Here is a 24,390-nt window from a genome sequence, read left to right on the forward strand (position 1 = left end):
GCGCCGGTTGGACTCGTGCGGACGCGTTCGGTTCGCGGCCGTCGCGAGCGGGCGGACAGGCGGCGAAACGAGCGCCGCATGGGCCCAGCCGGGCCGCGGGCGAAGCGGAATGCGGCCATTATACGTGGCCGCGCGGGGCGTTTTCGCGAACCTGGCGCCCAACGGCCGCACATCGGCATCGGGCTCAGGGTGACGGCAAGCCGCACGTCATCGCACACGAAGCTGTGCGAAAGGCTCGCGCAGGCGAGGTGGAAGTCGGGTTGCGCCGCACGCTGCGGCGCGATGTCGCGCGGGGGGAACGCGCGTCCGGCGCGTGCCGGAGATTCCGTGCGAGAGGCGACGCGGGCTACCGGCGTTACGCCGGCATCCGCGCACCGACTAGCGCCAGGCGTCGACGATGATGCGCTTCAGCACATGCAGCTTGCGATGCAGGAAATGCTCGGCGCCGGGGATCACGACGACCGGCAGTTCCTGCGGCCGCGCCCAGTCGTACACGGACGCGATCGGCACCGTGTCGTCGGTTTCGCCGTGGATCACGAGCGTGTTCTCCGGCACGTCGGCCACCTGCCAGCGGCTCGCGGCCGTGCCGACGAACACCATCCGCTCGATCGTCTCGCCCGCGTCGCGCAGCCGCTTCGCGACGTGCGACAGCACGAACGTGCCGAACGAGAAGCCCGCGAGCACGAGCGGCAGGTCGGCATACGCAGGCTGCGCGCGCATGTGCGCGAGCACCGCGAGCAGGTCGTCGGCCTCGCCGGTGCCGTTGTCGTGCACGCCTTCGGTCGCGCCGACGCCGCGGAAGTTCGACCGGAACACGACGTAGTTCAGCTGCACGAGCGTGCGCGCGAGCGTCTGCGCGACCTTGTTGTCCATCGTGCCGCCGAACAGCGGATGCGGATGCGCGACCAGCGCGATGCCGCGCGGCGCGGCGCCGCCTTCGCGCACCGCGTCGGGGAGGTCGACCGCGATTTCGATCTGCCCGACCGGCCCCACGATCAGCGACTTCTGCGTATGAACGTTCATTCGACCGGCCCGCTCAGATCTTCAGGCGGTCGACGACCTTGCCGTCGCGCAGGTGCGATTCGACGATCTCGTCGATGTCGGCCTGATCGACGTAGGTGTACCACGTGCCTTCCGGATACACGACCATCACGGGCCCTTCCTCGCAGCGGTCGAGGCAGCCGGCCTTGTTGATGCGAACCTTGCCGGGCCCCGCGAGGCCGAGCTCCTTCACGCGCTTTTTCGCGTATTCCTGCATGGTCTGCGCGTCGCATTGCGCGCAGCTCGGGCGTTCGGCGCCCGGTTCGCGCTGGTTCAGGCAGAAGAAGACGTGGTGCTGGTAGTAGGAATCCATGATGGTGACGAGCGGCCCGGCGCGAGGCCGTGCGGAAAGAGGGGCGGTTGCCGCTGCGCGGGGCAGCGGAGGATGCGGACGATTATAGCGAGCGGCGCACGGCGCTGCCCGCGATACCGCTGCGGCCGCGTTATTGCAGCCGCAGCAGCCGCAGCCTCCGCGTCACCGGCGCAATGCGGCCGGTAGCCACGCATGCTCGACGCGCTGGCCGAGCCAGATCAGCGCCGCGTAGGGCCAGATCCACGCGAGCCAGCGCGCGAGGCTGTTGAAGTGCAGGTAGCGCCCCTGCCGCCAGCCCGACAGCGTGAAGTCGAAGAACGGGTTGACCGGCAGCAGGTTCACGAGCGCCACGCCGGCCAGCAGCGCGAGCGCCGCAAGCGTCGCGCGCCAGGTCGCCGGCACGTGCAGCGCGACGAGCGCGGCCGCGAAACCGAGCTCGATCCCGAGCCGCGCGCCGGGCGTCGCCCACACGACGACGAGGCCGGTGGCCGACTGCATGAACGTCGCGGCCGCCTTCAGCACGAGCGTCGCGGCGACGAGCGCGATCAGGAGCCGGATGCGCGGCGCGCGCGGCCGCATCGCGAGCGACGCGATCGTCAGCGCGGCGAACAGCATCAACCCGCCGAGCGCGGCCTCCCACCCGGAGTCGGACAGCCAGCCGTCGACGCGCTCCGGCCATTCGCCCACGCGCCACGCGGCCGGCAACCACGCAAGCAGCGCGTCCTGCATCGACGCGTCGGCCCGCTCCCACAGCGCGGCCGGCCAGTCGCCGATGCCGAACAGGAACGGCGACGGAAACAGGATCGCGAACGGCCACAGCCCGGCGAGCAGCAGCGGTGTCGCGCCGTCGTCCTCGAACCACGCGAAGCGCAACCGGCGCAGCGCGCCGCGATCGAGCAGCGCACCGGTGGCCGGCGCGACGAGCGCCGCGCCCAGCAGCGCGCCGAGCGCGTTGGCCGCGAGATCGAGATTCGACGCGACGCGCGTCGGCAGGTAGGTTTGCAGCGCTTCCATCGAGCCGGACAACAGCACGCCGAGCCCGGCCGCGATCAGCGTCGCGGCCACGCCGCGCCGGCGCGGGTGCAGCGCGAGCACGGCGAGCGCGCCGAACGGCATGTAGCCGAGCACGTTCGTGACCACGTCGAATGCGGTCACATAGCGCTGCATCGGCGCGAACAGGTAGTCGAACGGCCCGATGCCGAGCGACACCCAGCCTTCGAACGGATACAGCGACGCGTAGACGATGAGTGCCGTGTAAGCGGCAAAGGCCTGTCGCGCGAACGGCGATGCGCGAGGCGTACCGGTCGCGCTCATCGCGGCTGCGCGGCACGCGTCACGGCGTGCCCGCGTACGCCTGCATGCCGACCCACGCGGCGATCTGCGACACGAGCTGGTCGCTCGCCGTCGCGAGCGCGCGGGCACCGCCCGCCGCGTCCGGCGTGCTCGACGGCGCGCGTGCAACGAACGTGCGCTGGCCGAGCACCTTGCCGTCCAGCATCAGCGTCGCGCGCGCGGTGACGGCGCCGTGGCTCTGCGACTGGCCGTCGAACACCTGTTCGAATTCGTCCAGGTCGACCTTCAGCGTCGGCGCGCGCACGCCGTCGGATCCTTCGAGCACCGTGCCACGCGACGACAGCGCGCCGCGCAGCCGCTGCGTGAGCAATTGCGCGGGCGGCGCGGTCCAGCGGCTGTCGCGATAGACGGCAACGTGCTGCGCGTCCACGTACGCGAGGCGGTAGGCGAATTTGTCGGAGTCGAGCGCGTCGGGCGCGGCAACGTCGAGCACCTTCAGCGCGGGGCCCGGGCCTGCGGTCACGACCGACGCGGCCGGCCCGAGGTCGTAGCGGACATTCGACAGCACCGCGCTGTTGCCGGCGCAGCCGGCCGCGAGCGAGAGCGTCAGCACGGCAAGCGCGGCCGCGGCGGGACGCAGCGCGCGCTCAAGGATTCGTGGCATGGCGTGTTCCTGCATGATGTTTCCGGTTTCGATGGGTATCACTGCCCGGCCGTCGCACCCGGCCAGACGAAGCCCGGCTCGCCGGGCCCCGGCGCCGCGCCGGGCGAACCGAACAACAGACTGCGCGGGTTGCGGCCAAGTTCACCGGCCACGTCCTTCAATTGCCGCGAAGCGTCGCCGACACTGCCGGCCAGCGCATTGAAACGCGGCAGCGTGTCGTACTGCACGCGCGCGTTGAGACCGTTCAGCGCGACGCCGATCTGCTCCGCGGCCGTGCCGGCCTTGTTCAGGTTCGACACGAGCGGCCCGTTCGGCTGCAGCAGCGTGTTCGCCGACGCCATCGCGCGGTTCACCTCGTGCATCGTTTCCGGCAGCGCGGTCACCGCCGGGCCGAGCTGCTTCGTCAGCGTGGTAGCGCCATCGGCCGCGTGCTGCAGGCTTTCAGCGGTCGCGCGCAACTGCTCGCGCATCTCGGGCGACATCAGCGCGTTCGCGCTCTTCGCGGCCAGTTCGAGCTGCCGCAGCAGCACATCGCCGCGCTCCTGGATCTGGTCGAACAGGCTCGGGCGCATCGGGATCTGCGCGATCGCCTTCGTCGACGACGGCAACGGCGCCAGATCGCGGCCCGTGTCCTCGAGCTGCACGAACGCGATGCCCGTCACGCCCTGGAAGCCGAGGCTGCCGTAGGTCGACTGCGTGATCGGCGCGTCGTGGTCGACGAGGATGCGGATCCGGATCTGCCCCGGGTGCGCGCGATCGAAGCCGATCGACTGCACCTTGCCGACGTCGAGGCCGCGAAAGCGCACGGCCGCGTCCGGAAACAGCCCCGTCACGTTGGTGCGCGCGAGCAGGTCGTACGGCACGCGCACGGTACGGTCGACGTTGAACCAGAACACGGTGCCCGCGATCGCGAGCGTCAGCGCGATCGTGAACAGGCCGGCCCAGAACGCATGTGATTTGTTTTCCATTCGCGGATTCCTTCGTGCCTACAGCTCGACGCTCGACAGCGCCGGTTCGAGGGCCGCCTTCGGCAGCTTCGCGCGCCGCTCGGGCGGCAGCGCCTGCAATGCGCGGCGCCCGCGCAGCCCCAGGAAATATTCGTGGATGAACGGATGGTCGACGTTCGCGACCTCCTCGACCGGCGCGGCGACGAGCACCTTGCGGTCGGCCAGCACCGCGACGCGCGTCGACAGCGCGACCATCGTGTCGAGATCGTGCGTCACCATCACGACAGTCAGCCCGAGCGTGCGGTGCAGCGTCGCGATCAGCTCGACGAATTCGTCCGACGCCTGCGGATCGAGGCCGGCCGTCGGCTCGTCGAGGAACAGCAGCTCGGGCTCGAGCGCGATCGCGCGCGCGATGCCGACCCGCTTCACCATCCCGCCCGACAGCGCGGCCGGCATCTTCGACGCGTGCTTGCACGGCAGCCCGACCATCTCGAGCTTCAGCATCACGATGTCGTGCAGCAAGTCCGACGGCACGCGGCCGAGCTCGCGCAGCGGCTGCGCGACGTTGTCGAACACCGTCATCGACGAGAACAGCGCGCCCTGCTGGAACAGCATCCCGGAGCGCGTGCGCATCATCCGCGCGCTCGCGTCGTCGATCGTCGACGTATCTTCGCCGAACACCTTGATCGTGCCCGACGTCGGCCGCTCGAGGCCGAGGATCTGCCGCACGAGCGTGGTCTTGCCGGAGCCCGAGCCGCCGACGATCGACACGATCTCGCCGCGCCGCACGTCGAAGTCGAGCTTCTGGTGAATGATGTTGCGCCCGTAGCGCTTGGTCAGGTTGCGCACCTCGATCACGAGGTCGGGGGTATCCGCCGCCGCGGCCGGCGGCGTGCCGATCGACCCGGCACCGATGGCCGCGGCGTGGGCATCCGTTTCGTTCGACACGTTCATCCGAGCCCCACGTTCTGGAACAGGATCGCGAACACCGCGTCGGCGAGGATCACGACCGTGATCGACGACACGACCGACGTGGTCGTGCCTTCGCCGAGGCTCTGCGAGTTCGCCTTGATCCGGAAGCCGAAATGGCAGGCGACCAGCGCGATCAGCATGCCGAACACGACGCCCTTGCCGACCCCGATGTACAGGTTCGCGATCGGCACGACGCCCGGCAGCGAGCGCACGAAATAGTTGACGTCGATGCCGAGCACGAGCTTCGCGGCGAGCGCGCCGCCCGTCAGCGCGATGATGTTGGTCCACATCACGAGCAGCGGCATCGCGACGCCGAGCGCGAGCACGCGCGGCAGCACCAGCCGCAGCCCGTGCGGGATGCCCATCACGCGCATCGCGTCGAGCTCCTCGGTCACGCGCATCACGCCGATCTGCGCGGTGATCGCCGAGCCCGAGCGGCCCGCGACGAGGATCGCCGACAGCACGGGGCCGAGCTCGCGGATCACCGACAGCCCGAGAATGTTCACGATGTAGCGGTTCGCGCCGAACATCTGCAACTGCTGCGCGGACAGGTAGCTGAGCACGATGCCGATCAGGAACGCGACGAGCGCCGTGATCGGCAGCGCCTGCGTGCCCGCGCTGTAGATGTTCGCCGACGTTTCCTTCCACGGCATCGTCCGCGGGCGGCGCAGCACCGACAGCGCGTCGAGGATCACGAGGCCGAACATCGCGATGCCGCCCTGCAGGTGTTCGCCGAACGTGAAGATTGCCTGGCCGAGCCGCGTGACGGGATCGACGCGCATGACGCGCTCGGGCGCCTCGCGCTGGCTGTCGAGCCGCTCGATGCGCTCGAAGATCGTGCGCTGGTTGTCGCTCAGCGCGACGCCGGCCGGCAGCTTGCGCCCCCACACGCGCCACAGCGCCTGGCCGCCGACGTGGTCGAGCCGCTCGATGCCGGACAGATCCCATTCGCTCACGCGCCCGGACGCGATGCTCGCGACGCGGCGCGCGACCACGCCGCGATTGCGCGCAAGCGCGAGCGCGGTCCACTGGCCGGTCAGGCGCACCGTCTGGCCCTGGCCGCCGGCGTCGACCGACAGGCCGGGAGGAGTCTCGAAGTCCAAGGGCAGGTTGTTTGCAAAATGGTGACAGCGGCCATTGTAGCGAACCGCCCGGCGACGCGACGTGAGGATTTCCGTGGGAACGCCTGGCCGGGGCGTCCGGCCCGGGACGCCGGCCCCGGGTGCGTATGGAAGCCGCCGCCCCCTGCCCGCTGCCGGCTTCATCACCTTTCATTCTTCCGTCACGTTTCCTTTCGATACTCTCACGCGCCGCACATCAGGCCGTCGGCGCCCCGCGCCGCCATTCGTTGCGTACCTCGCACTCCATAAAACAGAACACCGAACAGGACAACCGATGCGTCTCCCCCCGCTTTCCCGCCGCCGCATGCCGGCCATCGCCGCGCTCGCCAGCCTCGCCTTCACCCTCGCCGCGTGCGGCGGCGACGACGTCACCTCGCCGCCGGTGACGCCGCCGGCGGCCCAGGCGCCCGTCGGCACGACGGCCACGCTCGCGCTGCTGGAGACGACCGACCTGCACACCAACGTGCTGTCGTATGACTATTTCAAGCTCGCCGCCGACAATTCGCTCGGCTTCGAGCGCGTGTCGACGCTGATCGCGCAAGCGCGCGCGCAGTATCCGAACACGCTGCTGCTCGACAACGGCGACACGATCCAGGGCACCGCGCTGTCGGACTACCAGGCGCTCGTGAAGCCGATCGGCTGCGACCAGACGCTCGCGATCTACAAGGTGATGAACGCCGCGAAATTCGACGGCGGCGGGATCGGCAACCACGAATTCAACTACGGGCTGCCGTACCTGTCGCAGGTGACCGGCAACACGTTCGAGGTCGACGGCCTGCCGGCGCCGGCCCAGCAGAGGAAGTGCGCGGGCCCGAACTTCCCGCAGGTGCTCGCGAACGTGATCAGCGCGAAGACCAACGCGCCGCTGTTCACGCCGTACACGATCCTGACCCGCACCGTGACGGCGACGACGCCGGACGGCAAGACGGTCAGCGCGCCCGTGAAGATCGGCATCATCGGCTTCACGCCGCCCGCGATCATGAACTGGGACAAGCGCTGGCTCGACGGCAAGGTCTACACGACCGGCCTGAAGGAAGCCGCCGAAAAGTACATTCCGGAGATGCGCGCGAAGGGCGCCGATCTCGTCGTCGCGATCTCGCACGGCGGCCTCGATAATTCCGCGTATTCGCCGACGATGGAGAACGGCAGCTGGTGGCTGTCGAAGGTGACCGGCATCGACGCGATGCTGATCGGCCACTCGCACCAGGTGTTCCCGGACGCGAACAGCACCGTGTCGCAGTTCAACCTGCCTGGCGTCGACAAGGTCAAGGGCACCGTCAACGGCGTGCCGACCGTGATGGCCAACTACTGGGGCAAGCACCTTGGCGTGATCAAGCTTGGCCTGAAGTTCGACGGCAAGACGTGGAGCGTCGACAAGTCGCAGACGACCGTCGAGGCGCGACCGATCCAGAACGCCGACAAGAGCTACGTCGCGGCCGATCCGTCCGTGTCCGCCGCGATTGCCGCCGAGCATCAGGCGACGATCGACTACGTGAAGACGCCGATCGGCTCGACCGACTACCGGATGAACTCGTACTTCGCCGACGTAGGCGACCCGGGTGCGATCCAGATCGTCAACGAGGCGCAGGCCGACTACGTGAAGACCTACGTGCAGGCGAACCTGCCGCAATACGCGTCGCTGCCGGTGCTGTCGGTCAGCGCGCCGTTCAAGAGCGGCTTCGGCGGCGGCACCGACTACACCGACGTCGCGCCGGGCGCGCTCGCGATCAACAACGCGGCCGACCTGTACCTGTACCCGAACACCGTGTACGCGGTGAAGGTAAGCGGCGCCGACGTGAAGAACTGGCTCGAAACGGCCGCGAAGCGCTTCAACCGGATCGACCCGACCAAGGCGACCGTGCAGCCGCTCGTCAGCACGTTCCCCGGCTACAACTTCGACATGTTCACGTCGGCCGATCTCGCGTATGAGATCGACGTCACGCAGCCGGTCGGCAGCCGGATCAGGAACCTGACGTACAAGGGCGCGCCGATCGACCCGAACGCGCAGTTCATCGTCGCGACCAACAACTACCGCGCGAGCGGCGGCGGCAACTTCCCGGGCCTCGACGGCAGCAAGACGATCTTCGCGTCGCCCGATGCGAACCGCGACGTGCTGATCGCATTCATCAAGAAGCGCGGCGCGATCACGCGCGCGGCCGACGGCGCACAGCGCAGCTGGCGTTTCACGAAGCTCGCGAGCTCGGTCGCGCACGTGCAGTTCGCGTCCGCGCCGAACCGTCTCGGCGACGCGGCGGCGGCCGGCCTGACCGGCATCACGCAGGTCGTGGCCGACGACGGCTCGGGCAAGAACCTCGCCACCTACGAAATCGACCTCACGCAATGAGACACGCGATGCAACCGATCCGGACGATGCGGCCGGCCGAAACCGGCCTCGCCGCCGCCGCGCGGCGCCTGCTGCGCGCGAAACTCCCGCCGGCCGCGCTGCTCGCGGCGGCGGCCATGACCGTCGCGGCCGTCGTCGCGACGACCGGCCTGCGCGGCGCCGGCCCCGCGCCGAGCGCCGCGCAGCTCGACGAGTGGCAGGCGATGGTCACGCAGGCCACCGAGCCGCATGCGCTCGCGCAATTGCGCACGCTCGCGCGCCGCGGCTCGGGCGCCGCGCAGGCGGCGCTCGGCATCGCGCTCGTCGATGCCCGCGAACCGGGGCTGCGCGACGAGGGGCGCGGCTGGCTGGAAACGGCCGCGACGGCGGACAGCCAGGCCGACGCGCCGGCCGCGCGGCGTGCGCAGCTCGCGCTCGGCAAGGCGTTGCTGCTCGGCAGCAGCGATATGCCGAAGGACTATGCACGCGCCCGTATGCTGCTCGGCGAAGCGGCCGCGCAGGGCGACCCGGCCGCCGCGTATTACCTCGGGCTGATCTATCGCAGCGGCTATGGCATCGCCGCCGATCCGATGCAGGCCGCGCACTGGTTCGAGATCGCGTCGCGCGCGGACATTCCGGCCGCGGACTTCATGCTCGCGAACGCGTACCGCGAAGGCAGCGGCGTGCCGCGCGACGAGGCGCGCGCGCTGGCGCTGTATCGCCGCGCCGCCGAGCACGAGCTGCCGGAAGCCGTACAGACGCTCGCGATGGCCTATCGCAACGGCGAACTCGGGCTCAAGCCCGACGCGGACGAATTCCACGCGCAGTGGATCGAGACCGCGCACGCGCTGAAGCATCCGGTTGTCGCGCCGTGATGTGATGGTTATTCGGCTCGCTCGCGTGCTGGCGCGAGCCGTCGGGACGAGGGCGGCCCGACGCCCCGCGCATCGATCGCCCAAGGCGGAATCGATCGCGGGGCACGAGCGAGCGCGCCGAGCGCCAAACCACCTTTCGGTCGATCGGCGATGCCTTGACATGCAACCTCACAATAAAGCCTGAGAGATCTGCATCCATGTCCGATCGCCTGTCTTGGCTTCTAGCCGCCGTCGGCACCGCCGCCATTTCCGCCGCCCCTTTCACAAAGAAGTAGGCGCTCCACGAGGGGGGTTACGTGCGCGCGTTTCGCCATCATTGTTCCTGTACCGGCAACGAGATACCGCATGGATTCTCGCAGCCGCCCGGCGAGCACGCAGGAATAAATTCGACCTCTATCTGATTGCGCTTACCGGGAGGAACAGCTGAATTCCGTCGCCAGATTTTCGATTCGACATGAATTCTGTCCTTTGAAACACCGAGTTCGAGCAGATACGCCTTAACAGCATTTGCTCGACTGAGAGCGACTACAATCGCGTTGCGTTCACGCTCGTCCGAATAGCCGTAGATTACGACAGGGCCATTGTTTGCGACGCTACTTCGAACGGTAATCAACAAACTGGCGAGCGCGATCCGGTCGGCATTTGAAATGGACACAACATCGCGCTCAAGCTTGCTCTCATATTGCAAAGCAAAACTACAGGCAAACGTCGAACTCGAAGCACACAACGCCGAAAGACTAATCAACGCACAAGATATACCAAGCAAGATTGTCCGCATTCTTGATCGCCATTGCCGGCTCTTCTTTTGCCAGGCGTCTGCTGAGAAATTGTCCATAGGTGTTCTTGTAATCGAGCGCGCCGAACGTGTCCATAAAATGCACACACTCGTGAACAATGGTGAGTTGCATCGAGGCAAACGTACCAGCACTTGTGTCCGGCAATTCACAAAACTTGGGCGTGATAGATATCGTATGCGTTGCGGTATCCGGGCCACAAACGTGCGCGACTTCACCAGCTAGATTTTTGGTGTTCGGTGTACACCCCAAAGCCCTATCTAATTCGGGATCGGAACGGACGAAATTTCTTGCCGTCAGCCCTTGCATAACGATCATCAAGGCCGCCAATCCTTCGCTCAGCACGGCTCGAGTGGACTCGTCGTCACTCCCGAACCACTCTCTGACTCGTGCCCGTGCGTGCGCTTTCCAGGCGCTCAATTCATGAAGTCGCTGCGCGACTATTTTTACCGCGTCGTCACGTAAAACCAAGACCTTCTTTCGAAACTCAGCATCAGTCATATTTTCGCAAATCGGCGGCCCGTCGACCGTCAAAAACAGATCCACTCGCGAGTTTCGTTTGGTGTTCGTCACGGCTGTATCATCAACAGTCACGTACTCGTAGTCGTTATGAGGCATCGTTATTCTCGACTATTTCGATTCTCAAGTTCTCTGCACGGTTTGTGGCAATGCGTTGCGTGCATCCCGCACTATCAGTCACGCCGCTAAAGAGCTTCCCTGAACTGGTATGTATTCGATATGGCACACGTGCCAAGGGACTTCCGGTCCGTTCACTTCTCAACACATACTGCTCGTCGTATCCTGCATCATCGGCCGTCGATTGAAAATTGCCACTGCCTTGCCCCTTCTGCGCAGCCAGATACTCGTTGCCGATAACCATACGCATACCGCGTTCGGCGTAGAAAACAGGAGGCGGATGGCAACCACATGCATTGATATCGCCACTCAATGCCCACTGCTGCCCATTGGGCCCCGTACCAGGCAAACGCGGCCCTTCCGGCGCGATGAACCCTTCCCGCTTGCAAGCCGTGCAGTAGGTTTTCATGTAGAGCGTGGCGATCTGTACGCGCGGGGGCGGATTGGAACACGTGACGAACTCCAGCCCTTCCGTGATCACGGCGTTACCGCCCCGGTCGCCTTTGGCGAGGAAATAACGAATCATGCCGACTCGCCTCGAAACGTCGCGCCCGAACGCTTCGTATCCGCATAAAGACGAACCGCTCCCGATTCGATGACTGTCTTATCGCCAACCCGGATACGCCGGCCGCTTTCCGCAGCAAACCGACAAATGACCGCAAAAGAAGATGCCGGTGACTCTTGCCCGTTGCTCATCTGGATTCCCCGTCGTCAATGGTTGGCATCCAAAATGCCCAATCAGCACAAGGGAATCAATCAGACGAATTCGAAATCCTAATCAATTTATATGAGTCGACTATATTTTTCCCGTCACCCGACAAGAACGAGGCCGGACTTCATTTGGCTTGACGATGCACTTCCGCTTGAACACGCGACATCTTCTCTTGGCGGCAACGAAATTCGGGCCAATGCGTCGCGACGATCCAAGCAAGCGCCCCGACAAACGCTTCGCCGGCTTCCCGACGCACCCCCGCCCCCTGTCGCTACAATACGCGACATGAACGCCCCCACCTCCTCCGACACGCCCGATTCCGGCGACGCGCACATCGCACGCAACCGGCTCGAGGCGCACCTGGACGCCGCGCCGCGTGCGTGGCCGCTCGACATCGTCGCCGCCACCGGCTCGACCAACGCCGACGTCGCGACGCGGCTCAAGGCGCTGCCGCGCAGCGCGAACGCGTTGCCCGCGCCGCTCGTGCGCGTCGCGTTCGAACAGACGGCCGGCCGCGGCCGGCAGGGCCGCCCGTGGTTCGCGCAGCCCGGCAATGCGCTGCTCTGCTCGGTCGGCTGCATCGTGCCGCGCCCTGTCGACGCGCTCGGCGGCCTCAGTATCGCGATCGGCGTCGCGCTCGCCGAAGGGCTGGCCGCGCTGCCGCTCGATACCCGCTCGCGCGTCGCGCTCAAATGGCCGAACGACCTGCTGCTGACGACCACCGACGACGGCGCGCCGCGCATCGTCGGCAAGCTCGCCGGGATCCTGATCGAAACCGTCTGGACCACCGCCGACGCGACCGCCGTCGTGATCGGCTTCGGCATCAACGTGCGCGGCGCGGAGGCCGTCGCCGCGCAGGTCGACGCGCTGCGCGCGCGCGAAGCGACCCTCGCGATCGGGCTGCCGCCGGCCGCGCTGTCGGTCGCGTGCGCATCGGCCAACCTCACCGATACGCTCGCCGCGTCGCTGAACGCGCTCACGCCCGCGCTCGCGCAGTTCGGCACCGACGGGCTCGCGCCGTTCCTGCCGCGCTGGCACGCATTGCACGCGTACGCCGGCCGCGAAGTCGTCCTGCTCGAACAGGGCGTCGAACGCGCGCGCGGCATCGCAACGGGTATCGATGCGACCGGCCAGTTGCTGCTCGACACGCCGAACGGCGTGCAGGCGATCGCGGCCGGCGACGTGTCGCTGCGCGAGGCGCAATGAGCGAGCCGCACCTGCTGATCGACGCCGGCAACAGCCGGATCAAGTGGGCGCTCGCCGATGCGCAGCGCACGCTTGTCCAGACCGGCGCGTTCGGCCACGCACGCGACGGCGGCGCCGATCCCGACTGGTCGAGCCTGCCGCGTCCGCGCGGCGCATGGATCTCGAACGTCGCGGGCACCGACGTGGCCGCCCGGATCGACGCGCTGCTCGACGCCCGCTGGCCGGGCCTGCCGCGCACGACGATACGCTCGCGCCCCGCGCAATGCGGCGTGACGAACGGCTATACGACGCCCGACCAGCTCGGCAGCGACCGCTGGGCCGGCCTGATCGGCGCGCACGCGGCCTTTCCCGGCGAGCATCTGCTGATCGCGACGTTCGGCACCGCGACGACGCTCGAGGCACTGCGCGCGGACGGCCGCTTCACGGGCGGTCTGATCGCGCCGGGGTGGGCACTGATGATGCGCGCGCTCGGCACGCACACCGCGCAGTTGCCGACGCTGACCACCGATATCGCAAGCGGCCTGCTTGCAGGTGCGCACGCGGAGCCGTTCCAGGTCGATACGCCGCGCTCGCTGTCGGCCGGCTGCCTGTACGCGCAGGCCGGGCTGATCGAACGCGCGTGGCGCGATCTCGCGGATGCCTGGCAGGCGCCCGTGCGGCTCGTGCTGGCAGGCGGCGCGGCGGACGACGTCGCGCGTGCGCTGACGGTCCCGCATACCCGGCACGATGCACTGATCCTGTCCGGGCTCGCGCTGATCGCCGCGGACGCGGCGGCCGCGCCGGCGGCGCAGGCGTAACGGAAAGGCGCCGGCGTCGCGCCGGCGCACGGCAACGCAAGCCCATCCGGGCCTGCGTCAGGATGACGGTGAAGCACGGGCGGCGCCACGACGGCAGCCCGCACGCACGGTCACCGGAAGGCATGAAATCGCCGGCGATGCAGCCGGCCCGATTGAATGACGTGAACCACGTCAATGACGACGAGGAGTGTCGACGATGCTGCGCTGGCTGATCGCTGTTCTCTTTCTCGCCAACATGCTTGCGTTCGTGGCGGCGCGCGGCGTGTTCGGGCCGCTGCCGGCGGCCGGCCCGCGCGAACCGGGCGTGCTCGCGCGGCAGGTGCGGCCCGATGCGCTGCGCGTGACGCCGCTCGCGCAGGCAACCGACCAGCCCGTCATCGGCGGCCCGATCACGCCGCCAGCCGTCACGGCCGAGCCGCTCGCGGCGTCCGCGCCCTGACGGCGCCGGACTGCGCTCAGGACTGCTGCGCGCGCACCTTCTTCAGCAACGCGGTGGTCGAGCGATCGTGCTCGAACGGAATCGCCAGCGCGCGGCCGCCCCAGCCGCGCACCAGCGCCGATTCCGGCAACGCATCCATGTCGTAGTCGCCCCCCTTCACGAGAATGTCCGGCCGGACGGCCTCGATCAGCGACACCGGCGTCTTTTCCTCGAACGTCACGACCCAGTCGACGCTTTCCAGCGCCGCGAGCAGCGCCGCGCGATCTTCCTCGCGATTGATCGGCCGGTCGTCGCCCTTGCCGAGCATGCGTACCGACGCGTCGCTGTTCACACCGACGATCAGGCATGCGCCGAGCGCTTTGGCGTCGGCAAGATACGTGACGTGGCCGCGATGCAGGATGTCGAATACGCCGTTGGTGAACACGACGGGTGACGGCAGCGACGCACGCAGGGCGACGAGGGCATCACGGGTGATCAGCTTGCGTTCGAAGGTGGCGGACATGATGGAGGCTGGACGGAATGAACGACGGCGCGCGGCGGCGCCAGATAAAAAGCCCGCCGGATTGACCGGGCGGGCTTCATGCAACGGATACGACATCGCGCAACGCGGCCGGCGCGCTTCACGCCGGCTGCCGCGGCGCCAACCGGGCTCAGGCCGGCTGCGCGGCCGACGACGGGCCGCTTTCGGCCTGCAGGCGGCTGGTCACTTCCTTGCGATAGCGGTTCAGCTCCTGCGCGGTCGCGAACGTGCGCTCGAACAGGATCGACAGGTTGTGCAGGATGCGCTCGACGACCTTCTTTTCCCACTCGCCGTCGAACCGGATCTGCTCGTCGAGCCAGCGCTCGAGCCATTCCGGATCGGGCAGGCGCGACTGCACGGTGTCGCGCGGGAACAGCGCCTGGTTCACGTGCAGGTTGGTCGGGTGCAGCGGCTTCTCGGTGCGGCGCGCCGACGCCATCAGCACGCCGATCTTCGCGAACGCGGCACGCGCAACGTCGCCGCAGTTGTTCAGCGCCTTCTTCATGTAGCGCAGGTACGCGCCGCCATGGCGCGCTTCATCGCGCGAGATCGTTTCGTAGATGTGCTTGATGACCGGCTCGGTATGCCAGTCGGCCGCGCAGCGGTACCAGTGGTTCAGGCGGATCTCGCCGCAGAAGTGCAGCATCAGCGTTTCGAGCGGCGGCGCCGGATCGAATTCGAAGCGCACCGCGTGCAGTTCCTCTTCGGTCGGCACCATCTCCGGCCGGAAACGGCGCAGGTATTCCATCAGCACGAGCGAATGCTTCTGCTCCTCGAAGAACCACACGCTCATGAACGCGGAAAAGTCGCTGTCGTGCTGGTTGTCGCGCAGGAACATTTCCGTCGCGGGCAGCGCCGACCATTCGGTGATCGCGTTCATCTTGATCGTCTTCGCCTGCTCGTCGGTGAGCAGCGAAGCGTCGAACTTATCCCACGGAATGTCCTTCTCCATGTCCCAGCGGACAGCTTCGAGCGATCGGTAAAGTTCCGGATAAAGCATGGTGTTCATGATGGTCCCACCCCTGTTCTGCGCAATGCGACTTCTCTAAACGTGACTGTTGCCGCAGCGGCGCGCCGAGCGCGCTTTTTGCAGCCAAGACTGTAATTTTACGCGTGAAACCGACCGGCCGGACGCCGATTGCTCGTCCGGCAGCCGGGCGGCCGCGCCGCCGTTGCGGCATGCCGCAGCCACGCTCCGTGCGAACGGAACCGGCTGCGCACTTGCCTGAGTGGGGGCCGGCGCTGGCCGGCTCGTGACGCGCCCGTCCCCTGCCCCAGGCGGGTGCCCCGAAGGGTTCCCCGTGCGGATGCCGGATCGGCGGGCTGTTCGATATGGTGTATACGGCGGCGGCCATGATAGCACGCGTCCATGACGGTTCCGAGACGCCTGGCCGGTCGCGCTCCGCCATTCGCGGTGCGGCGATCGGTCGCGGCCGGCCGTCGCGAAAACGCAACCATGCACCATTTCGGCGCATCAGACCCGTATTTCGCCGGTCGCGAGGCCGTCTTCCGGCGGTATGCCGGCGGCCGGCACGCTGCCGCCGTCCGCCCGCGCGATCCAGCCGGCCAACGTGTCGCGCTGCGCGCGCCCGTCACGGTAGCCGAGCTCGATCAGTTCGCGCGTGAACGCCTCCTCGAACAGCAGGTAGCTCGCGAACGACGCGCCGGCCGGCTGGCTACCGCCGATCGCGCCCAGCAGCCCGCGCATCGTCGCCGGCATCTGCTTCAGGTGCTTCGCGGCGATCAGCTCGATGCGCTCGGACGGCGCGATCGCGAGCACATCGACGTGCCGCCAGCCGCTGCCCACCTCGACCTGGTGCGGCAGGTGCTCGATCATCCGGTTGATGTGCTCGATGCGCTCGATGTCCGAGCCGATCGAGTCGAGGAACACGCTCGCGAGCACCTGCTGGCCGATCTGCGCGAGCGTCGGGTAGCCGCGTACCAGCCCGGCGCCGTTCGCGGCCGGAATCTCGGGCCGCGGGTCGGCCGCACCGACCACGACGATCCGGTCCGCGCCGAAATGGATGGCCGGCGACAGCGGCGCGATCTGCCGGATCGACCCGTCGCCGAAGTATTCGATCTGCCCGTCGAGCACGAGCGGCACGGCCGGGAACACGAAAGGAATCGCCGACGACGCGAGCAGGTGCGACGCCGACAGGTCGACGAGCCGCGCGGTGCGTTGCGCGCGGCGCCACGCCTGGATCGGTTCGGCCGCCTGGTAGAACGTGAGGTGGCGCCCGCTCGAATAGCTGAGCGCCGTCACCGCGAGCGCGTGCAGCAGGCGCGCTTCGAGCATCTGCTCGATCCGGTGGAAACTCAGCTCGCGCTGCAGCAGGTGCGCGAGCGGCGCGTTGTCGAGCAACCCGCGCGGCGAACGGCGGGCCGCCCAGCCGAAGGTCATCGTCGCGAGCCAGCGCGCGCCGGCGGCCGCGATGCCGAGCCAGTCGGTGCGATACACGTAATCGGCGCGCAACGGCTCCCAGAATTCGAGCAGGCGCCGCACGCCATGGGAAAAGTCGTCGGCGTGGCTCGCGATCGACGTCGCGTTGATCGCGCCGGCCGACGAGCCGCACACGACCGCGAACGGCAGCGTCTGCCGCTGCGGATCGGCTTCGCGCGCGATCTCGGCCAGCGCCTTCAGCACGCCGACCTGATAGGCGGCACGTGCGCCGCCTCCCATCAGAACGAGCGCGAGCCGCATGGTCGACCTGCCTGCTACCTGCGCCGCGTCACGTCGAGCGCTTCGGCGGACGGGTTTCGGGCGACGAAGCGGCCGCCGCGCGCGCCGCGGCCGAACCGGCCGCACCGCTCGCACCGGTCGACTTCGTGCGCTTCGCGGCAGGCTTGCGCGGCGCGGCGGCGGCCGGCGCCGGCTGCGCGGCCGGTTCCGGCGGCGCAGCCGCGTCCGCCGGCGCCTCGCCCGGCGCGGCGGGCTGCACGCCCGGCTGCGCCATCGCGAGGCTCGCGAGCTGGTTGAACTGCGACTGCAGCAGGTTCCACCAGCCCGATGGGTCGAAGGCCTGCTGCGCGGCGTCGCCCGCCGCCGCATCCGACGCGTCGGCATCCGCGGCCGGCGGTGCGTCGCCCGATGCCTGTTTCGCCGCATGCGCGGCCGCCACGGCCGCTTCCTCGGCCGCCGACATCGAGCTCTGCGCAAATGCGCCGAACGCACGCAGCGTCGCGAGCGTCGCGCGCTGCACCTCGAGCGCCTGGATCGCGGACTGCAGCATCCCGAGATTGAGCTTCAGCCACTGCTCGACCGCGCGCAGATCGGTGATCCGCTTGTCGAGCTCCTCGACGCTCGTGAGCGGCGCCATCATGTCGGACATGCTCGACAGCGACGGCGGCAGCCCGTGCGTGGCGCCCGGAAACGACGTCATCCCGCCGAACGGCGACATCCGCATCATGTCCCACATGCGGTCCATCATGTCGGCGGGCTTGAAGCCGGCAAAGCCGGCGAAAGGGTTGGAGCCGGGGGCATCGGTCGTCATACGGGCATCCTGGTTGACTGGGTGAGAGCAAGGCGGCCGCCGTGTATCGCGCGAGCCGCGCCTGGGTCGATCATAGCGCCGGCGCGCGTCAGAACGGCGCGTCGCCGGGGAACTCGGGCGGCCGCCGCTCGCGCAGCGAGCGGATGCCTTCCTGCACGTCGGGCCCCGCAAAACCCATGAATTCGAGCGCAAGCGACGTATCGAAGGTCGGCCCGGCCGTGCGCAGCCAGTTGTTCAACGCGTACTTGGTCCAGCGGATCGCCGACTGCGAACCGTGCGCGAGCCGCTCGGCCACTTCGTACGCCTTCGGCAGCAGGTCGGCCGGCTCGACCGCGAGCGAGACCAGCCCGATCCGCTCGGCCTCCGCGCCACTCACGGGCTCGCACAGCATCAGGTAGTACTTCGCCTTCGCCATCCCGCACAGCAGCGGCCACACGATCGCCGCGTGGTCGCCCGCCGCGACGCCGAGCCGCGTGTGGCCGTCGATGATGCGCGCATCCTTCGCGGCAATCGAGATGTCCGCGAGCAGCCCCGCAACGAGCCCGGCGCCGACGGCCGGGCCGTGCATCGCCGACACGATCGGCTTGCTGCAGTTGATCACGTTGTAGACGAGGTCGCGCGCCTCGCGCCACACGCGGGCGCGCACGTCGAAGTCGTTCGCCATGTCCTCGACGAGCGCGAGATCGCCGCCTGCCGAGAAGCCCTTGCCTTCGCCGCGGATCACCGCGACGCGCGTGTCGGGATCACGGTCGACGTCGCGCCAGATGTCGGCGAGCTCGCGATGCATGCGTGCGTTCGCGGTCGCGAGGCCGCTGCGGTTCGCGCCCTCGCCGCTCATCACGATGTCGAGCACGCCATGGTCGCGGCGCGTCACCTTCAGTGCTTCGTAACCGCTGTAAGCGGCGAGATTGGCCATGCCAGCTCCTTGCTCGAGGCTCTCGAGCCCCTGAATCGAGTGTAGCCAAGCCCGCGCGGGCAAACATCAGGCGAAACCCGGCGCGCGGGCCGGGCCCGGGTTTCGCGACGGCGGAGCTGCGTGCTCCGCGTGACTTACGCCGCGCCGTCGGGCGGGGCGACCGACTGCTCGATCGCGCCGAAGATCGACTTGCCGGCCGTGTCGAACATCTCGATGCGCACGGTATCGCCGTAGCGCATGAACCCGGTCTGCGGCGCGCCGTGCTCGATCGTCTCGAGGCAGCGTTTCTCGGCGATGCAGCAGTAGCCGCGCTTCGCGTCCTTGTTCGACACCGTGCCCGAGCCGACGATCGAGCCGGCGCGCAGGTTGCGCGTCTTCGCCGCGTGCGCGATCAGCTGGCCGAAGTGGAACACCATGTCGGTGCCCGCATCGGGCTGACCGACCTTCTTGCCGTTCCAGTGGACGATCATCGGCCGGTGCACGCGGCCTTCGCGCCATTCGTCGCCGAGCTCGTCGGGCGTCACGGCGACCGGTGCAAATGCGGTGGCCGGCTTGCTCTGGAAGAAGCCGAAGCCCTTCGCGAGCTCGGCCGGAATCAGGTTGCGCAGCGACACGTCGTTCACGAGCGTGACGAGCCGCACGGCCTTCAGCGCTTCGTCGGGCGTCGCGCTCATCCGCACGTCGCCGGTGATCACCGCGACTTCCGCCTCGAAATCGATACCCCATTCCTCGGACGGGCACACGACGTCGTCGCGCGGCCCCAGAAAATCGTCGCTGCCGCCCTGGTACATCAGCGGGTCGGTCCAGAATTCGGGCGGCATCTCCGCGCCGCGCGCGCGGCGCACGAGCTCGACATGGTTCACATAGGCGGAGCCGTCGGCCCACTGGAACGCGCGCGGCAGCGGCGCCATGCAGTTGGCCGGATCGAACGCGAACGCATTGCGCGCGCGGCCGTGGTTCAGCGCGTCGTACAGGTCGCGCAGCTGCGGCGCGTAGAACGCCCAGTCGTCGAGAACGCGCTGCAGCGTCGGCGCGATCGCATCGGCGATCGCCGCGGTGTGCAGGTCGCGCGACACGACGATCAGCTGGCCGTCGCGCGTGCCGTCCTTCAGCGAAGCAAGTTTCATAAGGGGGACTCAGCCGTTGTAGTGACGATGGAGGGAATCTATTTTACGATGGTGAATCCCTGCGGCGCGCCGCGATTGCGCGCGCCGTTTTCGTCCCGGTTTTTCGGCCCGATTTTCCAGCCCGACTCCTGCCGCATTTTCGCGCACCTGCCGCCCATGCCCGCCAGCCCGCTTCCCGACGACGATCTCGCCGACTCCGACACCGACGACGCCGCTTCCGGCGAGCACGGCGAGAAGGTCCGTTCCGGCATCCAGTCGATCGAGGTCGGCTTCCGCCTGCTCGACGTGCTGACGAGCGAGCCGCGCGCGATGATGCTGCGCGACCTCGCTCAGCGCGCGGGCATGAGTCCTGCGAAGGCACACCGCTACTTGGTCAGCTTCGCGCGGCTCGGCGTGGTGTCGCAGGATCCCGTCTCGGGCCGCTACGAGCTCGGCGGCTTCGCGCTGCAGATGGGGCTCGCGCGGCTCGCGCGCGTCGACGGCGTGAAGCTCGCGCGGATCGCGCTGACCGAATTCCGCGACCGGCTCGACCAGACGGTCGGCATCGCCGTGTGGGGCAACCAGGGGCCGACGATCGTCCACTGGATGGAATCGAGCCACCCGGCGAAGGCGTCGCTGAAGCTCGGCGACGTGATGCCGCTGCTCGGCTCCGCGACGGGACTGCTGTTCGCCGCGTACCTGCCGCGCAGCAAGACTGCCGCGATGCTCGAGCGCGAACTCGCCGATACCCGCCGCTCGCCGCACCACGGCGGCCCGCGCACGCTCGACGAGGTCGACGCGGTGCTCGCCGATGTGCGCAGGCACGAGGCCGCGCGCGTCGAGGGGATGCTGCTGCCGACGATCCACGCGTTCTGCATGCCCGTGTTCGATGCGGTCGGCGAACTCGCGCTCGCGATCGTCGCGCTCGGCCAGGAAGGCTCGTTCGACATCGCATGGGGCGGCGAGATCGACACCGCGCTGCGCGCCTGCGCGCGGAAACTGTCTTACGAACTCGGCTATAGTCCCGACGCACGCGACGCCTGACGCCTCCTGCACCCGCCCCGTCACGCAGCGCGAACGCGCGGCGCATTCGACAGTCCGATTCCTGTGGCGCGCACGGCGCGCCCGACGTCACGCGAACGCTCCGATCCTGTTCCGATGCCCATGCAGCCTGCCGACACCCGCCCGAGTCACGCTTTGCCCCGCCACTGGCTGCGCGTGGGCATTGCGCTCGTCGTCGTGCTGGTGCTGCACGCGCTCGCCGCGTTCTGGCTGATGCGCAACCGCGACGCATTCACGCCGCCCGCGCCCGCCGAAGTCCCCGTGCAGATCGAGCTGCTGAAACCGCAACCGATCGAGCGCCAGCCCGCGCCGCCCGCGCCAAAGCCGAAGCCGGTCGAGCATCCGGCCGCGCCCGCACCGGCTGCCCCGAAGGGCGCCGCACCGAAACCCGCGCCTGAGCCGGTCCTCACGTCGACGCAAACGGCCGAGCACGGCGAGCCGCCGGCCGCCGCGCCCGCAGCGAGTGGCGTGCCGGGCGCATCGGGCGCCGATGCCGCGTCGGCTGCCGGCGCCGCCAGCGCCGCGACGCCGGGCCCCGCGACGAACGGCGTGAAGTTCGCCGCGCCGCCGTCCGGCGACCTGCAGTACGACACGTTCTACAACGGCATGCAGAACATGATCGGCACGATCCACTGGCGCACCGACGGGCGCACCTACGACCTGTCGGTGTCGATGCCCGTGCCGTTCGTCGGCCCGTTCACCTACCGCAGCGAAGGCCGCATCGACGCGTTCGGCGTCGCGCCCGACCGCTACGTCGAGAAGCGCGGCAAGCGGCCGGAAGACATCGCGATCTTCAACCGCGAGATCCGGCAGGTCGTGTTCACGCGCACGCCGAACAACGCGCCGCTGCCCGACGGCGTGCAGGACCGCTTCAGCATGCTGATGCAGTTGTCGGGGCTCGTGCGCGGCAATCCGTCTGCCTACAAGCCGGGCGTCACGCAACAGTTCTTCGTGATCGACAACAACAGCGGCGAGACCTGGCCGATCACCGTGATCGGCGACGAGCAGGTGCAGACGCAGACCGGTATCATCGGCGCGCGGCACTTCATGCGCCTGCCGCGGCGCGACGGCGACACGCGCCGCATCGACATGTGGCTCGCGCCGTCGCTCGGCTGGCTGCCCGCGCGGCTCGTGCAGACCGAACCGAACGGCGCGCAGATCGAGCTGTTGTGGCATGGCCGGCTCGCGGCGCCGGGCGCGCCATCCGACGAAGAACCCGCAGGCGCTGCAATGCATGCGCCCGCCGGTGCACCGACGCCCGACGCACCGGCTGCTCCCGCCGCGGAACCGGCACAACCCGCACCGCCGGCCGCCGCGCAACCGCCGGCACAACCGGCTGCGCCCTCGCCTGTCACATCGCCTGTCACACAGTGAACTCGCGCGTGGACGCGCGCAATTCGGCAATTTCGACCGATTACAGATTTCCGCGAAATCGCCGATGACACTCTTTAACAACTATTTCAGTCCACCGGTCGACAATAGGAAACGTTTCATAGACATCGGCTTCTAACCGATACACCCTACACAACGGGAACAGGGTGTGCAGCGCAAGCCCCTTGAAACCGGCAAGGCTCGCCCCACCTAGGGGACAACAAGGCCAGATGCCACTGCGAAGAGGAGTGCCGCCATGCAAATGATCTACAACAGCCCCAACTACTGCGTCGTCGAATTCGCGCCGCAGGCCGGCCACCACCTGATGAACGCCGGCGGATATGAAATCGTCGACAAGAACGCGCAGCGCGAAATCTTCATCGACGGCGAACTTGCCGAACGATTCCGCGCGCACGTGAAGCAGTTGATCGAGGATGAACCGTCGCTCGACGAAGTCGACGAATTCCTCGGACAATTCGACAGCCTGATGATGATGCCCGTCGTGCTGCACTGACGACCCGCGGCCCGGCGCCTCGTGCGGCCGGGCCATTCGCCGCGCACCGACGCGGCGCCCGCGAGCACTCCGATCATGCCCCCGTCCGGTTCGCCGGCGGGGGTTTTCATTTGGCCGCCCGGCCGGCTCGGCGCGAGGCCGGGCGGCGCCCATGCGCACCGGCTACAATGACGGTTTTCCCGTCTTCGCCGGTCTTTCGCCCATGTCTGCGACTCCTCTCGCCGCTTCCGTCCCGCTCGCCGCGCCCTACACGCGCGGCGCCGCACTGCCTGCGCTGCTCAAATCGCGCATCCTGATCCTCGACGGCGCGATGGGCACGATGATCCAGCGCTACAAGCTCGACGAAGCCGCGTACCGCGGCGAGCGCTTCAAGGATTTCCCGCGCGACATCAAGGGCAACAACGAGCTGCTGTCGATCACGCAGCCGCAGATCATCCGCGAGATCCACGACCAGTACTTCGCGGCCGGCGCCGACATCGTCGAGACCAACACGTTCGGCGCGACGACGGTCGCGCAATCCGACTACGGGATGGAGGATCTCGTCGTCGAGATGAACATCGAATCGGCAAAGCTCGCACGCGAAGCGGCCGAGCAATACGCGACGCCGGACAAGCCGCGCTTCGTCGCGGGCGCGATCGGACCGACGCCGAAGACGGCCAGCATCTCGCCGGACGTCAACGATCCGGGCGCGCGCAACGTCACGTTCGACGAGCTGCGCGCGTCGTACTACCAGCAGGCGAAGGCGCTGCTCGACGGCGGCGTCGACCTGTTCCTCGTCGAGACGATCTTCGACACGCTGAACGCAAAGGCCGCGCTGTTCGCGCTCGACGAGCTGTTCGAGGACACCGGCGAGCGCCTGCCGATCATGATCTCGGGCACCGTCACCGATGCGTCGGGCCGGATCCTGTCGGGCCAGACGGTCGAGGCGTTCTGGAATTCGCTGCGCCATGCGAAGCCGCTCACATTCGGCCTGAACTGCGCGCTCGGCGCGGCGCTGATGCGCCCGTACATCGCCGAGCTCGCGAAGCTGTGCGACACGTACGTGTCGTGCTACCCGAACGCGGGCCTGCCGAACCCGATGAGCGACACCGGCTTCGACGAAACGCCGGACGTCACGTCGGGGCTCCTGAAGGAATTCGCGCAAGCCGGGCTCGTGAACCTCGCGGGCGGCTGCTGCGGCACGACGCCCGAACACATCGCCGAGATCGCGAAGGCGCTCGCCGACGTGAAGCCGCGCCGCTGGCCAAGCCAGTACGGCGACAACGCCTGACCCGACC

25 protein-coding genes are annotated in these 24,390 nt (G+C 68.4%); 9 read left to right on the forward strand and 16 right to left on the reverse strand.

Going from position 1 to position 24,390, the window contains the following annotated elements:
• Window positions 1-378 precede the first annotated feature (378 nt).
• The 7 genes from HWX39_RS26560 to HWX39_RS26590 all read right to left on the reverse strand — a co-directional run bounded on the left by HWX39_RS26560 (window position 379) and on the right by HWX39_RS26590 (window position 6,402).
• Window positions 379-1,023 carry an alpha/beta hydrolase gene (locus tag HWX39_RS26560; RefSeq protein ID WP_175970725.1) on the reverse strand — a complete coding sequence of 215 codons (645 nt, stop codon included), beginning with the start codon at window positions 1,021-1,023 and terminating at the stop codon, window positions 379-381.
• A gap of 13 nt (window positions 1,024-1,036) precedes the next feature.
• The gene (locus HWX39_RS26565; protein ID WP_011694422.1) at window positions 1,037-1,354 is read right to left on the reverse strand and encodes a ferredoxin; all 318 of its coding nucleotides are present in this window, start codon (window positions 1,352-1,354) and stop codon (window positions 1,037-1,039) included.
• Window positions 1,355-1,516: 162 nt separating this feature from the next.
• Window positions 1,517-2,668 carry a VanZ family protein gene (locus HWX39_RS26570; protein WP_175970726.1) on the reverse strand — a complete coding sequence of 384 codons (1,152 nt, stop codon included), beginning with the start codon at window positions 2,666-2,668 and terminating at the stop codon, window positions 1,517-1,519.
• 19 nt (window positions 2,669-2,687) lie between these two features.
• Window positions 2,688-3,311: a PqiC family protein gene (locus HWX39_RS26575; protein WP_175970727.1), complete on the reverse strand. Its 624-nt coding sequence runs from the start codon at window positions 3,309-3,311 to the stop codon at window positions 2,688-2,690.
• A 38-nt stretch (window positions 3,312-3,349) separates the two neighbouring features.
• Entirely contained in the window at window positions 3,350-4,279 is a 930-nt protein-coding gene (locus HWX39_RS26580) for an MlaD family protein (RefSeq protein ID WP_175016397.1), read from the reverse strand.
• 18 nt (window positions 4,280-4,297) lie between these two features.
• Window positions 4,298-5,212 (reverse strand): ABC transporter ATP-binding protein, encoded by a 915-nt coding sequence (locus HWX39_RS26585; RefSeq protein WP_175970728.1) that lies wholly within the window; start codon window positions 5,210-5,212, stop codon window positions 4,298-4,300.
• The gene (locus tag HWX39_RS26590; RefSeq protein WP_244135107.1) at window positions 5,209-6,402 is read right to left on the reverse strand and encodes an ABC transporter permease; all 1,194 of its coding nucleotides are present in this window, start codon (window positions 6,400-6,402) and stop codon (window positions 5,209-5,211) included. Before HWX39_RS26590 ends, HWX39_RS26585 begins: the two co-directional genes overlap by 4 nt.
• Before the next feature lie 223 nt (window positions 6,403-6,625).
• Between HWX39_RS26590 and HWX39_RS26595 the strand changes: the two genes are divergently transcribed.
• Together HWX39_RS26595 and HWX39_RS26600 are read left to right on the forward strand one after the other, a co-directional pair.
• Window positions 6,626-8,695: a bifunctional 2',3'-cyclic-nucleotide 2'-phosphodiesterase/3'-nucleotidase gene (locus tag HWX39_RS26595; RefSeq protein WP_175970730.1), complete on the forward strand. Its 2,070-nt coding sequence runs from the start codon at window positions 6,626-6,628 to the stop codon at window positions 8,693-8,695.
• An 8-nt stretch (window positions 8,696-8,703) separates the two neighbouring features.
• Window positions 8,704-9,549: a tetratricopeptide repeat protein gene (locus HWX39_RS26600; protein WP_175970731.1), complete on the forward strand. Its 846-nt coding sequence runs from the start codon at window positions 8,704-8,706 to the stop codon at window positions 9,547-9,549.
• 313 nt (window positions 9,550-9,862) lie between these two features.
• On the opposite strand, the gene HWX39_RS26605 is transcribed toward HWX39_RS26600, so the two are convergent.
• From HWX39_RS26605 to HWX39_RS26615, 3 genes are read right to left on the reverse strand one after another with little or no spacing between them, the layout of a single operon-like run.
• The gene (locus tag HWX39_RS26605) at window positions 9,863-10,327 is read right to left on the reverse strand and encodes an OmpA family protein (RefSeq protein ID WP_175970732.1); all 465 of its coding nucleotides are present in this window, start codon (window positions 10,325-10,327) and stop codon (window positions 9,863-9,865) included.
• Entirely contained in the window at window positions 10,287-10,961 is a 675-nt protein-coding gene (locus HWX39_RS26610) for a M35 family metallo-endopeptidase (RefSeq protein ID WP_175970733.1), read from the reverse strand. Before HWX39_RS26610 ends, HWX39_RS26605 begins: the two co-directional genes overlap by 41 nt.
• A complete protein-coding gene (locus HWX39_RS26615; protein WP_175970734.1) occupies window positions 10,951-11,505 on the reverse strand; it encodes a hypothetical protein in 555 nt (184 codons plus the stop codon). Before HWX39_RS26615 ends, HWX39_RS26610 begins: the two co-directional genes overlap by 11 nt.
• Before the next feature lie 471 nt (window positions 11,506-11,976).
• On the opposite strand from HWX39_RS26615, the gene HWX39_RS26620 reads away from it, so the two are divergent.
• The 3 genes from HWX39_RS26620 (at window position 11,977) to HWX39_RS26630 (ending at window position 14,133) form a co-directional block, all read left to right on the forward strand.
• Window positions 11,977-12,897, forward strand: a complete 921-nt coding sequence (locus HWX39_RS26620) for a biotin--[acetyl-CoA-carboxylase] ligase (protein ID WP_175970735.1) — start codon at window positions 11,977-11,979, stop codon at window positions 12,895-12,897.
• A complete protein-coding gene (locus tag HWX39_RS26625) occupies window positions 12,894-13,694 on the forward strand; it encodes a type III pantothenate kinase (RefSeq protein ID WP_175970736.1) in 801 nt (266 codons plus the stop codon). Before HWX39_RS26620 ends, HWX39_RS26625 begins: the two co-directional genes overlap by 4 nt.
• Window positions 13,695-13,890: 196 nt before the next feature.
• On the forward strand, window positions 13,891-14,133 hold the full coding sequence (locus tag HWX39_RS26630; protein WP_175951411.1) for a hypothetical protein: 243 nt from the start codon (window positions 13,891-13,893) through the stop codon (window positions 14,131-14,133).
• A 16-nt stretch (window positions 14,134-14,149) separates the two neighbouring features.
• Here the strand turns inward: HWX39_RS26630 and rfaE2 are convergent, their stop codons facing one another.
• The 6 genes from rfaE2 to HWX39_RS26660 form a co-directional block, all read right to left on the reverse strand.
• Window positions 14,150-14,635 carry a D-glycero-beta-D-manno-heptose 1-phosphate adenylyltransferase gene (gene rfaE2 / locus HWX39_RS26635; protein WP_069248974.1) on the reverse strand — a complete coding sequence of 162 codons (486 nt, stop codon included), beginning with the start codon at window positions 14,633-14,635 and terminating at the stop codon, window positions 14,150-14,152.
• 148 nt (window positions 14,636-14,783) lie between these two features.
• Window positions 14,784-15,662 carry a ferritin-like domain-containing protein gene (locus HWX39_RS26640; RefSeq protein ID WP_175970737.1) on the reverse strand — a complete coding sequence of 293 codons (879 nt, stop codon included), beginning with the start codon at window positions 15,660-15,662 and terminating at the stop codon, window positions 14,784-14,786.
• Window positions 15,663-16,127: 465 nt separating this feature from the next.
• Entirely contained in the window at window positions 16,128-17,354 is a 1,227-nt protein-coding gene (locus HWX39_RS26645) for a patatin-like phospholipase family protein (protein WP_175970738.1), read from the reverse strand.
• A 28-nt stretch (window positions 17,355-17,382) separates the two neighbouring features.
• On the reverse strand, window positions 17,383-18,144 hold the full coding sequence (locus HWX39_RS26650) for a PhaM family polyhydroxyalkanoate granule multifunctional regulatory protein (RefSeq protein ID WP_175970739.1): 762 nt from the start codon (window positions 18,142-18,144) through the stop codon (window positions 17,383-17,385).
• 88 nt (window positions 18,145-18,232) lie between these two features.
• Window positions 18,233-19,060: an enoyl-CoA hydratase/isomerase family protein gene (locus HWX39_RS26655; RefSeq protein WP_175970740.1), complete on the reverse strand. Its 828-nt coding sequence runs from the start codon at window positions 19,058-19,060 to the stop codon at window positions 18,233-18,235.
• A gap of 134 nt (window positions 19,061-19,194) precedes the next feature.
• On the reverse strand, window positions 19,195-20,187 hold the full coding sequence (locus tag HWX39_RS26660; RefSeq protein WP_175970741.1) for a fumarylacetoacetate hydrolase family protein: 993 nt from the start codon (window positions 20,185-20,187) through the stop codon (window positions 19,195-19,197).
• 156 nt (window positions 20,188-20,343) lie between these two features.
• Here HWX39_RS26660 and HWX39_RS26665 point away from each other — a divergent pair, with 156 nt between their 5' ends.
• The 4 genes from HWX39_RS26665 (at window position 20,344) to HWX39_RS26680 (ending at window position 24,383) form a co-directional block, all read left to right on the forward strand.
• Window positions 20,344-21,210: an IclR family transcriptional regulator gene (locus HWX39_RS26665; protein ID WP_175970742.1), complete on the forward strand. Its 867-nt coding sequence runs from the start codon at window positions 20,344-20,346 to the stop codon at window positions 21,208-21,210.
• Between the two features lie 114 nt (window positions 21,211-21,324).
• Window positions 21,325-22,602, forward strand: a complete 1,278-nt coding sequence (locus HWX39_RS26670) for a DUF3108 domain-containing protein (RefSeq protein WP_175970743.1) — start codon at window positions 21,325-21,327, stop codon at window positions 22,600-22,602.
• Between the two features lie 253 nt (window positions 22,603-22,855).
• A complete protein-coding gene (locus HWX39_RS26675; protein ID WP_006477667.1) occupies window positions 22,856-23,113 on the forward strand; it encodes a DUF3567 domain-containing protein in 258 nt (85 codons plus the stop codon).
• 202 nt (window positions 23,114-23,315) lie between these two features.
• Window positions 23,316-24,383, forward strand: a complete 1,068-nt coding sequence (locus tag HWX39_RS26680) for a homocysteine S-methyltransferase family protein (protein ID WP_175970744.1) — start codon at window positions 23,316-23,318, stop codon at window positions 24,381-24,383.
• The last annotated feature ends 7 nt before the right edge of the window (window positions 24,384-24,390 follow it).

Origin of the sequence: Burkholderia sp. BCC0322 (assembly GCF_902833045.1) — a bacterium.
Taxonomy (GTDB): Bacteria; Pseudomonadota; Gammaproteobacteria; order Burkholderiales; family Burkholderiaceae; genus Burkholderia.

What these genes read in the sequence shown, in the direction of transcription:
- HWX39_RS26560 (WP_175970725.1), bottom strand. Translation starts at nt 1,023, where the DNA reads ATGAACGTTCATACGCAGAAGTCGCTGATCGTGGGGCCGGTCGGGCAG.
- HWX39_RS26565 (WP_011694422.1), bottom strand. Translation starts at nt 1,354, where the DNA reads ATGGATTCCTACTACCAGCACCACGTCTTCTTCTGCCTGAACCAGCGC.
- HWX39_RS26570 (WP_175970726.1), bottom strand. Translation starts at nt 2,668, where the DNA reads ATGAGCGCGACCGGTACGCCTCGCGCATCGCCGTTCGCGCGACAGGCC.
- HWX39_RS26575 (WP_175970727.1), bottom strand. Translation starts at nt 3,311, where the DNA reads ATGCCACGAATCCTTGAGCGCGCGCTGCGTCCCGCCGCGGCCGCGCTT.
- HWX39_RS26580 (WP_175016397.1), bottom strand. Translation starts at nt 4,279, where the DNA reads ATGGAAAACAAATCACATGCGTTCTGGGCCGGCCTGTTCACGATCGCG.
- HWX39_RS26585 (WP_175970728.1), bottom strand. Translation starts at nt 5,212, where the DNA reads ATGAACGTGTCGAACGAAACGGATGCCCACGCCGCGGCCATCGGTGCC.
- HWX39_RS26595 (WP_175970730.1), top strand. Translation starts at nt 6,626, where the DNA reads ATGCGTCTCCCCCCGCTTTCCCGCCGCCGCATGCCGGCCATCGCCGCG.
- HWX39_RS26600 (WP_175970731.1), top strand. Translation starts at nt 8,704, where the DNA reads ATGCAACCGATCCGGACGATGCGGCCGGCCGAAACCGGCCTCGCCGCC.
- HWX39_RS26605 (WP_175970732.1), bottom strand. Translation starts at nt 10,327, where the DNA reads ATGCGGACAATCTTGCTTGGTATATCTTGTGCGTTGATTAGTCTTTCG.
- HWX39_RS26610 (WP_175970733.1), bottom strand. Translation starts at nt 10,961, where the DNA reads ATGCCTCATAACGACTACGAGTACGTGACTGTTGATGATACAGCCGTG.
- HWX39_RS26615 (WP_175970734.1), bottom strand. Translation starts at nt 11,505, where the DNA reads ATGATTCGTTATTTCCTCGCCAAAGGCGACCGGGGCGGTAACGCCGTG.
- HWX39_RS26620 (WP_175970735.1), top strand. Translation starts at nt 11,977, where the DNA reads ATGAACGCCCCCACCTCCTCCGACACGCCCGATTCCGGCGACGCGCAC.
- HWX39_RS26625 (WP_175970736.1), top strand. Translation starts at nt 12,894, where the DNA reads ATGAGCGAGCCGCACCTGCTGATCGACGCCGGCAACAGCCGGATCAAG.
- HWX39_RS26630 (WP_175951411.1), top strand. Translation starts at nt 13,891, where the DNA reads ATGCTGCGCTGGCTGATCGCTGTTCTCTTTCTCGCCAACATGCTTGCG.
- rfaE2 (WP_069248974.1), bottom strand. Translation starts at nt 14,635, where the DNA reads ATGTCCGCCACCTTCGAACGCAAGCTGATCACCCGTGATGCCCTCGTC.
- HWX39_RS26640 (WP_175970737.1), bottom strand. Translation starts at nt 15,662, where the DNA reads ATGAACACCATGCTTTATCCGGAACTTTACCGATCGCTCGAAGCTGTC.
- HWX39_RS26645 (WP_175970738.1), bottom strand. Translation starts at nt 17,354, where the DNA reads ATGCGGCTCGCGCTCGTTCTGATGGGAGGCGGCGCACGTGCCGCCTAT.
- HWX39_RS26650 (WP_175970739.1), bottom strand. Translation starts at nt 18,144, where the DNA reads ATGACGACCGATGCCCCCGGCTCCAACCCTTTCGCCGGCTTTGCCGGC.
- HWX39_RS26655 (WP_175970740.1), bottom strand. Translation starts at nt 19,060, where the DNA reads ATGGCCAATCTCGCCGCTTACAGCGGTTACGAAGCACTGAAGGTGACG.
- HWX39_RS26660 (WP_175970741.1), bottom strand. Translation starts at nt 20,187, where the DNA reads ATGAAACTTGCTTCGCTGAAGGACGGCACGCGCGACGGCCAGCTGATC.
- HWX39_RS26665 (WP_175970742.1), top strand. Translation starts at nt 20,344, where the DNA reads ATGCCCGCCAGCCCGCTTCCCGACGACGATCTCGCCGACTCCGACACC.
- HWX39_RS26670 (WP_175970743.1), top strand. Translation starts at nt 21,325, where the DNA reads ATGCCCATGCAGCCTGCCGACACCCGCCCGAGTCACGCTTTGCCCCGC.
- HWX39_RS26675 (WP_006477667.1), top strand. Translation starts at nt 22,856, where the DNA reads ATGCAAATGATCTACAACAGCCCCAACTACTGCGTCGTCGAATTCGCG.
- HWX39_RS26680 (WP_175970744.1), top strand. Translation starts at nt 23,316, where the DNA reads ATGTCTGCGACTCCTCTCGCCGCTTCCGTCCCGCTCGCCGCGCCCTAC.